The organism is Ilumatobacter sp., from assembly GCF_049588435.1.
Lineage (GTDB): Bacteria > Actinomycetota > Acidimicrobiia > Acidimicrobiales > Ilumatobacteraceae > Ilumatobacter_A.
Map to the genome: position 1 here is coordinate 1 of NZ_JBAVYV010000161.1, position 9499 is coordinate 9499.

The window sequence follows — 9499 nt, forward strand, 5'->3', positions numbered from 1 at the left end:
CGAGTACTCGCTCGAGTACGCGAAGGAGCGCGTGGCGTTCGGCAAGCCGATCATCATGAACCAGGCGATCGCATTCATGCTCGCCGACATGGCAACCGAGATCGAAGCGTCGCGTGGGCTCATCTACCGGGCTGCATGGCTCGGCAAGAACGGCCAGTTCCAGAACGCCGAAGGCTCGATGGCCAAGCTCAAGGCCGCCCGCACGGCGACCTGGGTGACCGAGCGAGCGATCCAGATCCTCGGCGGATACGGCTACACCCGCGAGTATCCGGTCGAGCGCTGGCATCGTGATGCGAAGATCCACGACATCTTCGAAGGCACCGAGCAGATCCAGCAACTGGTCATCAGCCGGGCGATATCAGGCCTGCGTATCGTGTAATTCTGAGGGTGTGGCCGGTCGGCGAATCTTGTCGCTGATCGGCCATCCTTGGTTTCATCCCTAGTCATTTTCACTGGCGGACTGTGACACCCCTGGCGCGTACTGTCGTCTGCATGGAGACGATCCGCGAGAAGAAGTCGAGCGTCTGGGAGGTCCGCGTCTTCACGGGTAATGACGCCCGACGGACACTGACTTTCATACAAGCATGCTACTCCCGGTAGCACGCTGGGTTGCGCAGCGCATATCACCACCGCAACGGTGCTCACCAGACCGGTCAGGAGCGGAACTTGAACGAGCGGCGACCCGCACGAGAATGCGCGTCGCCGGTTGCGAATTGGGCGTTGCCCGCTGGTGTCAGCAGCCGGCGGAGGCGACGTGGGTGGCGGCCCAGCCGGTGTCGGTGTGGTCGACGCTGATGAGCGTGATGAGGGTTCCATTCTTGATGATCGCGTAGTCGACTGTGTCGTCGCTGATTTCGAACTCGGCGTAGCCGCTCTTGGAGAAGCTGGCGGGCGCTTGTTCGGATTCGAGGAATGCTGCGAGCGCGTCGGCCGGTGTGTCTGCGATCGGTCCAGCGGTGTTGTCGTCGAGGTCGTTGTTTCCGCAGCTGGCTGTGTTGGCTGCGTCGGGTGCCGAGGCGGGATCGCCGCTCGATGTGATGAGCGGGTTGAGGTCGATGCCGAATGCTGGCTCGACGCTGAAGTCGATCGGGTTGTAGCCGAGGGTCATCTGGTTGCCGTTCAGGTCGATGTAGCGAACCTGCATGACATCGCACGGTGGCCCTAACGCTGGTGCTGCGTCGGTTGCTGTCATGGTCAGGGTCGGCGAGATCGCGTCGAGCTGGTCGGCTGCGGGTTCGCTGGAGGACTCGACCGCGTCGTCGAGTCCGGGGTCGATGTTCGGTGCTTGCACGATCGCCTGGGATCCGTCATCGGGGGTTGCAACGCCCAGCCGGTCGAATGCTGTCGGGTCTCCGCGGTTGGCATCGAGGTCATAGATCTCGCGCTCGTCGGCTGGCCAGCGAACCTCGATCGTGCCAGCTGGCAGATCCCAGTACTGGGCGAGTTGGCCCTCGCTGGTCGGCCCGTACACGGCTGGCCCCGGATTCGCTCCACCGACCGCTGCTGGAATGTCGATCGTCACAGGGAGCTCGGCACCGCAGACCGGGACGCCTCGCACCGCGAGTGGTGTCGTTGAAGCAGTCTGCTCGACCGTCGACGACGGTGACGCGGGAGGGGCTGTTTGGTCGGCTTGGGCGGGTTGTTCCTCGTTGCGGGCGGAGATCGCGACGAGGCCGGTGACGGTCAGCGCGGCAACTGCTGCGGCGGCGGTGAGGTAAGCACCGGTTCGCCGGGGTTCTGGTTCGTTGGTCACGAGTGGCACTGCGTTGGGGTCGAAATGATCGGGTTCGTGCGTCGGTGTGCTGGAAGCGAGTCGGTCGAGGCCGTCGATGAGACGCGCTTCGAACGGGTCGTGGGGCGGGGTCTGGTCGTTGTGGTTCATGACAGTTCCTTTCGAAGGGTTCGCATCGCTCGTGCGTGGCGGGATTTGACGGTGCCGGGTCGACAGTCGAGCGAGTCGGCGATCTCTGCTTCAGTAAGCCCGAGCCAGTACCGCAGGACGATGACGGCGCGCTGGTCATAGGGGAGCCGGCGGAGCGTGTCGTCGAGTTCTCGTTCCCATTCGATCAGCGACGCGTCATCTGCGCCGTGGCGGACCATCCGAAGCTGCGCACGCTTCTTGGATCTGTGCCAGCTCCGACAGAGGTTCGTGGTCGTCGTGCGCAACAAAGCCGCCGGGTTCTCGATCGTCGAGTCCGCGTTCTGTGCATACCGATACACGCGCGTGAACGCGTCCTGCGCGAGGTCATCAGCGGCATCGGGATCGCCGGTGAGCATCCGGGCGAGTCGAGCGGTCAAAACAAAATGATCCCGGTAGAAGTCCTGGAACCTCGCGTCGACTTGCTCGACGTTCGGGTCTGACATGGGATCTCTCAATCGGTGCTGTGCGATGGTTCGACTCACACCATTATCGACTTCACCGAACCGGAATCGGTTCCATCAACATCGGAGAGCCGCGAGCAATGCTCCTCGCCGTTCTCGATCGAGCAGCCGTTCCGCGACGAAGGATCCGACGCTGCTCAAGGCCGAACGATGCCGAATCATGTGCGGTCGACTACCCCGAAATCATCGCCTACGACGCCCACGTCGGGCGCTTCGGATCTGGGCGTGAGTTCGGCCTGATCGGGTAGATGGTCCCGGGCGCGACACGCGGTCGCAAGACCGATCCGCTCTACCGGATCCGAAAATTGATGACCATCGCGCACGAGCGCCTCGACGACGATGCCAACGCGAAACTGGTCGGACTGCTCGAGGCCGGCGACCCGAAAGGCGAAGTCCGCACCGCCTGGCACGCGAAAGAAGTCGTCCGGTCGATCTACACGATCGACAACTCCGAACTGGCCGCCGAGTTCGTCACCCAGCTCGGCATCGACCTCCAAGACGACTCGTGTCCACCCGAGGTGCCGCGCTTCGGACGCACCGTCACCCGCTGGCGCCACCAGATGGCCGCATGGCATCAGGCGAAGTTCACGAACGGACCGACCGAGGCCGTCAACAACTTGATCACGAGGGTGAAGCGAGCGTTCGGGATCACGAACTGGACCAACTACCGCACCCGATCACTACTCTACGCCCGTCGACCCAACTGGGCCCTCCTCGACCCCAACCCACGCCGAAATCCGAAGCACCCAATATGCGTGCCGACCACTGTGTTCGGTAGCCGCGGAAGCGGTGGCGACGCGCAGCACGATGACGGCGTGTTCGTCTTCGTCTTCGTTGATCTCGTCGACGACGAGCTAGGCACCGCTGCCTGCCGAGTGCAGTCCGGCGAGTTCGCGTTGGACCTACCCGTCGACGCGGTTGGGGTTGTCCACGGGTGCGCTCAGCATCGGCTCGACGATCGTCGCGGGGTTCTTTCGTGGAGTCGACCGAGTTGGCATTTGGCGGGTGCGGTGATCCGGAGTTCGGACGCGGCGTTGTGCTCGGTCACAATGCGGCGTAGTGGGCGCGGTGGTCGATACCGGCGATGTAGTCGCCCTCGGAGGCGGCCCGCCGTGCCTCGTCGCGTTCCCGGATCGCCCCCGAATCGGGGAGCGACTCAAGAGTGTCCTCCACTGAGGTGAGTTCGTCAGGGCTGACCATCGCCGCTGCCGGACAGCCGTGACGGGTGACCCCATGCGGTCGTGGGTGTGTTCGACCCGTTCAACCATCTCGGAGATCTTCGATTGACCTGCGCGAGCGGCAACGTCTCAGAGGTGATCAACACGATTGTCGCGCCCTCTCCTCCCGGTATTTCGCCCGGAGCGATGTCGAGTGGAACCGCTCTGATGTACGTGCGGACTCCGATACCGCGTCGCCGTTGCCGGGTTGATCGCGAACACGACGTCGCCGGCGGGGGCCCAGCGGCCGTCAGGAGTCGAGGCCAGGCGGCAGAAAATCGGCCTTGCCCTGTGTTCTTGGGGGCGCTCCGACCATTCGTCGGGCGAGCCGATCGGTGTCGGCAACAGATCGAGTGGCACGACCATGCGGCCCAGCCGCGTCATGACTCGTGCGCAACCGGTGGGCCAGCCCAGCGGTATGAGTCGTTCGGGGTATCGGCGACGTCGTGAATTCGAATGATCGTTCATCCTGACCGCAAGCGCTGTTCGATTCATTCGATGTGGACGATGACGTCCGAGGTGGTGGCCCCATACGTTGTCTTGAACGATTTGCTCGGCTGTGGCGAGTGATGTGACTGGGAGGTTCAGATGGCGCGGTTCGACTACGACGTGTTGGTGATCGGTTCTGGGTTCGGTGGCAGCATCGCCGCGATGCGCGCCACCGAGAAGGGCTACAGCGTCGGCGTCCTGGAGGCCGGTCGGCGGTTCCTCGATGCCGACATCCCGACGACCAGCTGGGATGTCCGAAAGTTCGTGTGGCAGCCCGAGGTCGAGCTGTTCGGCATGCAGCGCATCGAATACCTCGAGGACGTGTTGGTGCTGTCGGGTGCTGGAGTCGGGGGTGGTTCGAACACCTACGCGAACACGCTGTATGTGCCACCGGTGCATGTCTGGGACAACCCTTTGGTGTCCGGGCTCGCCGACTGGGCCACCGAACTCTCGCCGCACTTCGACCAAGCCCAACGCATGTTGGGTGTGGTCCGGGGCCCGTACATGGACTCCGACAGCGACCGCCTGATCCGCGAAGTCGCGGTCGACATGGGCCGACCGGAGTTCTTCAGCCGACCGCCGATGGGCATCTACTTCGGCACACCGGGTGTCGAGGTCGATGATCCGTACTTCGGCGGTGTCGGCCCAGCGCGAACGGGCTGTATCAGCTGCAGCAACTGCATGATCGGTTGCGGTCACGGTGCCAAGAACAAGACGACCGAGAACTATCTGTTCCTGGCCGAGAAGTTCGGCGCCGATGTGTACGACTTCACCGAAGCGCGGAGCATCGACCCGCTCCCCGACGGCGGCTATCGGGTCACGACCTATCACCCTGGTCTGAAGCGCCTTCTTGGCCGCGACAAACACTTCACCGCCGAGCACGTCATCGTCTCGGCCCACGCGTACGGCACAGCGAAACTCCTGCACCACATGAAGCACAAGGGCGCGCTGCCAGACTTGTCCGACCGGATCGGACGCTACGCCCGAACGAATTCGGAGTCCCTGCTCTCGATCTTCCGGACCCACAAGGAGTGGGCGGAGCATCCCGAACGGTTCCACATCACTCCGGCCGCCGCCTCGGTGACCGGAGCGATCGCACCGGACGACAATTCGCTGCTCGGGCCGGTCAAATACGGCGTCGGCAGCGACATCATGGCGCTGCTCTACACCTACCACTACGAGGGTGAGGACGAAGAGCACCTCAGGGGGTGGCTCAAGCATCTCATGCACCATCCACAGGAGACGCTCGGAATCGACGACGCCCGAGACTGGGCGCAGCGGGCATTCAACCTGTTGTGTATGGAGGACCTCGACAATCACATCGATCTGTATTGGGATGACGGTCGGATGCGCAGCAAGCACGACCCCGGCCAGGAGATGCCAGCAGTCCAGCCCATCGTCAACGAGACCGCCCACCGACTCGCCGAGAAACTGGGCGGCAACGTCGCCGGAGAGGTATTCGAAGTCGCCGGGCGGAGCGCGTCGGCACACTTCATGGGCGGCATGCTCGCCGGCGACAACGCGGACACCGGTGTCACCGACCCCTTCCAGCGTGTGTTCAACTACCCGGGCCTCCACGTGATGGATGGCAGCAACATCCCGGTCAACCTCGGACGGAATCCTTCGTTGACGATCGCGGCGATGACCGAGCGCGCAATGTCGTTCTGGCCGAACAAGGGCGACGACGACCCACGTGCGCCCCTCGGCTCCAGCTACGAACCCATTCCGGGCGTGATGCCTCACGCCCCGATCGTTCCCGCTGGCGCTCCAGGCGAGCTTCGCTGGGACGTCACCGATGCCCACGACCCCCCTGTCCTGAAAGGTCAAGGTTCCATATGAGCAATGCAGAGTTCCGACTCGTCGGCGAGTCCGCCCAGCTGAAAGACGATTGGGTGAACCCCTACTACCTCGACGACCTCAAGCATCGAGTCTCGGTTGCCCGCGCGGGCGGCGACCTGTATGCCTTCGACGATCTCTACGGTGACATGCCGCTCTCTGCTGGGCTCCTCACCGGAACGATCATCATGTCCCAAGGTGACGGCTCACAGTGGGAGCTGAGCGATGGCAGCGTCGTCCGGGGTCCCGCAACGGAGCCACTGAAGACCTACGAGGTCCACGAGACCAACGGAGCAATCCACGTCAAGATCTGACGGAACTCTCGACCGGCCACGGCGACCGGGACGGATGTCAGATCGGGGCGATCTTCAACGACCTCTTGACGAGCCGCCTGAGTACGTGCCACCTGGCTGTCGGGCTTGACAGCGTCGACGACGGCTGTGCCCATTTGCCGATCCGGCTACGCGTTCCGCTGTCGTCGCTGCCGCGGAGTGATGGAGATTCCCTGAGCACCGATCAGGGTGCTCGTGACAGAGCAGTCGAGCTCGACTCGGACGTCCACATTGGCGGTGCCTGCCACGAGTAGCCCCGTGTGATTCTTCGCGCGGTCATGGCGAATCCTCGATTCTCGGTGATGTGGAAGTTGCGCGTCCTTCGTCGTGTTCGAACACCTGGTTCCAGTCCGTCTTCATGCTGATGACGGTCCAGCCCTCGCTCGCTGCGGTCGACAGCGCTCGCTCGGCGCCGAGGTCGTAGGCGACTTCACGGTCGGCGTCGTCGTGGTGCACCAGCATGCACAACGTCGGATGCGTCTGATCGGCAGCGAACTGCAGCATGGGGATGTCGCCGTTCGTGTTGCCTGCGGCGAGGATGGGTCGACGGCCGATCCGCTCCCAGATCTGGATCGCCTTCTCTGGTCCGTCGTCGATGATGCCGACCGCGTCGGTTCGCACGATGCTGACGCCGCCGTTACCCACCTCGAACTTGAGACCCGATGAGCTGCCGATCACCCGCTCGGGAGGAATGCCGTACATCGATTGAGTGATCGGTCGAACGACGTCACGCCCACCACCTGACACGATGTAGCAGGTGAAGTCGTTCGCCTCGAGATACCGGAGGAGCTGCACCATCGGGAGGAACCCGAGGTTCTGAAACGGCTGACCGAACGTCGGATGCAGCGCCGTCGCAAAGAAGCTCGAGGCTCGAGACTCGAACTCCTCGACGGAGATGTCGCCGAAGGCAGCACCGATGCCGGTGTAGAACGCGGCCATGTCGGTGTCGTCTCCGCCGTAGTGTTTGGTCAGCGCATCGTCGATCCACGACGGATTCCCACCAGCGATCGCCTTCCATGGCTGGCGGTCGCGAAGCGACGAGTCAGCCTTGACCATCGCAACGAGCCGCTCGGCCACGAATGCTCCCTGCGCGAACGGCTTCTCGCACCACAACGTGCCGTCATTGTCGAAGGTTGCGATTCGCTCGGCCGGGGGGACGAAGCCCTCCGTATCCTTCGCCGTCACCTTGTCGACGAGCTCCAGGATCGCGTTTCGTGTTGCGCCGTTCGTCCACAGCGTCAGCGCTTCGGACATGTCATCTCCTCGTCGACCATTGTCGTGTTCCGTGCTTGTGCGGTGCGGCGATCGTCGACGACGATGCGCCGTGTGGGCTGCGCTCCGCCGGAGCCGTGCACCTCGTGATGCGGCGCGGTCCACGGCCAGTCAGGCGTCATCGGGATGTGCGATCTCCGTGGCCAACGCGCCTTGCCCTGCGCCGGATCCTGCTTGGCCTCCACCGCGACCGCGAAGCACGAACGCCGCTCCAACAGCCACGAAGGCACCGACGAGTGGTCCAGCGACGTAGACCCCGTAGCTCGTCCAGTCTGCGCCGACCAGGTCGGGGCCGAACGTACGGGCAGGGTTCATCGAGGTCCCCGAGATCGGGCTCCCCCACAATCCGGCGAGCGCGATGTACCCGCCGACGCCGAACGCCCCGACGATGCCGATGTTCTGCGCTCCCGACGCCGTCCCGAGGATGACACTCACTAGACCGAGAGTCAACACGACTTCCATCCAGAATGCCGCTCCGTCGGAGTAGCCGGACGCGGGATAGTTCGACCCATAGACAGCACTCACATCGACAACCGCCTGGAGGAACAACGCCGCCAGGGTCGCGCCGGCGAGTTGGACGACGACGTAGCCGGGCACCCGGCGCCACGGGAAGTCCTCTCGGAGAGCGAACGCGATACTGACCACGGGGTTCAAATGGGCACCGGACACCTTGCCCATGAACAGGATGATCGCCATGACCATCAAACCGGGAGCGACCACGGCCGCCGATCGTCCGATGGTGTCGGGGAATGCTTGACCCATCATTCCGCCGCCCGCGGCGACGAGCACGAGGAAGAAGGTACCGAAGAGCTCCGAGAAGAGACGGCGCCACTCCTGTCGAGGGTCGTTGAAATCCTCGAGACGGCGGTCGACGTTGTGCTCGACCGCTTCCAACCATTCGGCTGCTTCTGTCATGTCGTGTACTTCCTTCTCAACTTGGATGTCATCATTGATGTCATGGGGGGATGACTCGAACCACCCGGTCCTGGGCCGAACGAGGTGATGGTTCCCGTTGTCGCCAGTCTTCGTCTCTGCGATCGCGAAGTTGCTGGCTCGGTTGGCTCACTGACTGGCCGCCGCCGTTCGACGGGTCGTTCAGGAGTCGGCGAGGAGTGGGAACAGCTTGGCGAGGATGTCGGCTGCGGCGGCGATTGCTTCGCTCCCGTTCAGCCTTGAGGGGTCGAGCTGAGGCACGTCGATGCCGAACTCGACGCCGTAGCCCGCGACTGCGCCGAGCAGGGCCTGTCCGAGCGCGCCGAGGGGTGCGTCGAGGGGGAAGATCGTGTCGGGCATCGGTGGCACGGGCAGTGGTGTGATGTCGGGCCAGTCGTCCGCGTTGCGTGGTGTCGTCAGGGTGAAGATGTCGTCGAAGGGTCGAGCGTTCGCGTCGCGTGCGGTGAGCGGTTCGCCGAGGTTCCAGCGCTTGCGCATGGTCGCCAGGAGCGACGTTGCACGGTGTTCTTCGGTGATCACGGTCTGTTCGGGAATCCAGGCGGACACGGCGATGGTGGGAATGCGGACTCCGGCCCGGTCGAATGTGAATCCCATCTCGCCGGGTTCCGCCGACGGGTCGGGTGCCACAGTTGCTGGTGGTGGAACGTGGTCGTAGGTGCCGCCGTGCTCGTCGAAGGTGACGAGCAGTGTGGTGTTGAGATGGTTCGAACCGTTCGCGCTCGACGAGCGAACCGCGTTGTAGATGCGCGAGAGCAGTTCCTCACCACCCAGGATCGACGACGGTGGATCGACGGTGATGTCTCCTGGGTCGATTCCCTTGTCTCTCGCGATCGACTCGAACAGCTGGGTGAACGGCGGATGCATGTCGTTGTGCCCCCACCCGATCACCTGCGGCTCGATGAACGTGTAGGTGGGAAGGTTGCCAGCCTCGCAGTCGACGAAGAACTGCTCGGTCGACATGAAGTTGGTCGCGAACTTCGGGCGCAGGCGCGCCGCATGAATGATCCCGGTCAGCGA

At 63.7% G+C, this 9499-nt stretch carries 9 protein-coding genes and 1 pseudogene; 4 read left to right on the forward strand and 6 right to left on the reverse strand.

Features of this window, described 5'->3' with window-relative positions; all coding sequences use genetic code 11:
* Positions 1-379 (forward strand): acyl-CoA dehydrogenase family protein (locus WBV89_RS05905; RefSeq protein WP_423980410.1); only part of this gene is annotated, 379 nt, incomplete at its 5' end.
* 354 nt (positions 380-733) lie between these two features.
* Here the strand turns inward: WBV89_RS05905 and WBV89_RS05910 are convergent.
* Complete coding sequence (locus tag WBV89_RS05910) at positions 734-1882, reverse strand: hypothetical protein (RefSeq protein ID WP_423980411.1); 1149 nt, start codon at positions 1880-1882, stop codon at positions 734-736.
* The gene (locus WBV89_RS05915; RefSeq protein WP_423980412.1) at positions 1879-2364 is read right to left on the reverse strand and encodes a sigma-70 family RNA polymerase sigma factor; all 486 of its coding nucleotides are present in this window, start codon (positions 2362-2364) and stop codon (positions 1879-1881) included. The genes WBV89_RS05910 and WBV89_RS05915 overlap by 4 nt, the downstream gene beginning before the upstream one ends.
* Positions 2365-2690: 326 nt before the next feature.
* On the opposite strand from WBV89_RS05915, the pseudogene WBV89_RS05920 reads away from it, so the two are divergent.
* Positions 2691-2999 (forward strand): annotated as a pseudogene (locus WBV89_RS05920) (transposase); the annotation flags it as partial.
* Positions 3000-3426: 427 nt separating this feature from the next.
* On the opposite strand, the gene WBV89_RS05925 reads toward WBV89_RS05920, so the two are convergent.
* On the reverse strand, positions 3427-3555 hold the full coding sequence (locus WBV89_RS05925; RefSeq protein WP_423980418.1) for a hypothetical protein: 129 nt from the start codon (positions 3553-3555) through the stop codon (positions 3427-3429).
* A gap of 632 nt (positions 3556-4187) precedes the next feature.
* On the opposite strand from WBV89_RS05925, the gene WBV89_RS05930 reads away from it, so the two are divergent.
* Positions 4188-5927 carry a GMC oxidoreductase gene (locus tag WBV89_RS05930; RefSeq protein ID WP_423980413.1) on the forward strand — a complete coding sequence of 580 codons (1740 nt, stop codon included), beginning with the start codon at positions 4188-4190 and terminating at the stop codon, positions 5925-5927.
* Positions 5924-6238, forward strand: coding sequence for a Rieske (2Fe-2S) protein (locus WBV89_RS05935; protein ID WP_423980414.1), 315 nt, complete (start codon positions 5924-5926; stop codon positions 6236-6238). The genes WBV89_RS05930 and WBV89_RS05935 overlap by 4 nt, the downstream gene beginning before the upstream one ends.
* Before the next feature lie 294 nt (positions 6239-6532).
* On the opposite strand, the gene WBV89_RS05940 is transcribed toward WBV89_RS05935, so the two are convergent.
* The 3 genes from WBV89_RS05940 to WBV89_RS05950 all read right to left on the reverse strand — a co-directional run.
* Positions 6533-7510 (reverse strand): HAD family hydrolase, encoded by a 978-nt coding sequence (locus WBV89_RS05940; RefSeq protein WP_423980415.1) that lies wholly within the window; start codon positions 7508-7510, stop codon positions 6533-6535.
* 129 nt (positions 7511-7639) lie between these two features.
* Positions 7640-8443 carry an MIP/aquaporin family protein gene (locus WBV89_RS05945; protein WP_423980416.1) on the reverse strand — a complete coding sequence of 268 codons (804 nt, stop codon included), beginning with the start codon at positions 8441-8443 and terminating at the stop codon, positions 7640-7642.
* 180 nt (positions 8444-8623) lie between these two features.
* On the reverse strand, positions 8624-9499 hold an 876-nt coding region (locus tag WBV89_RS05950), incomplete at its 5' end, for an alkaline phosphatase family protein (RefSeq protein ID WP_423980417.1).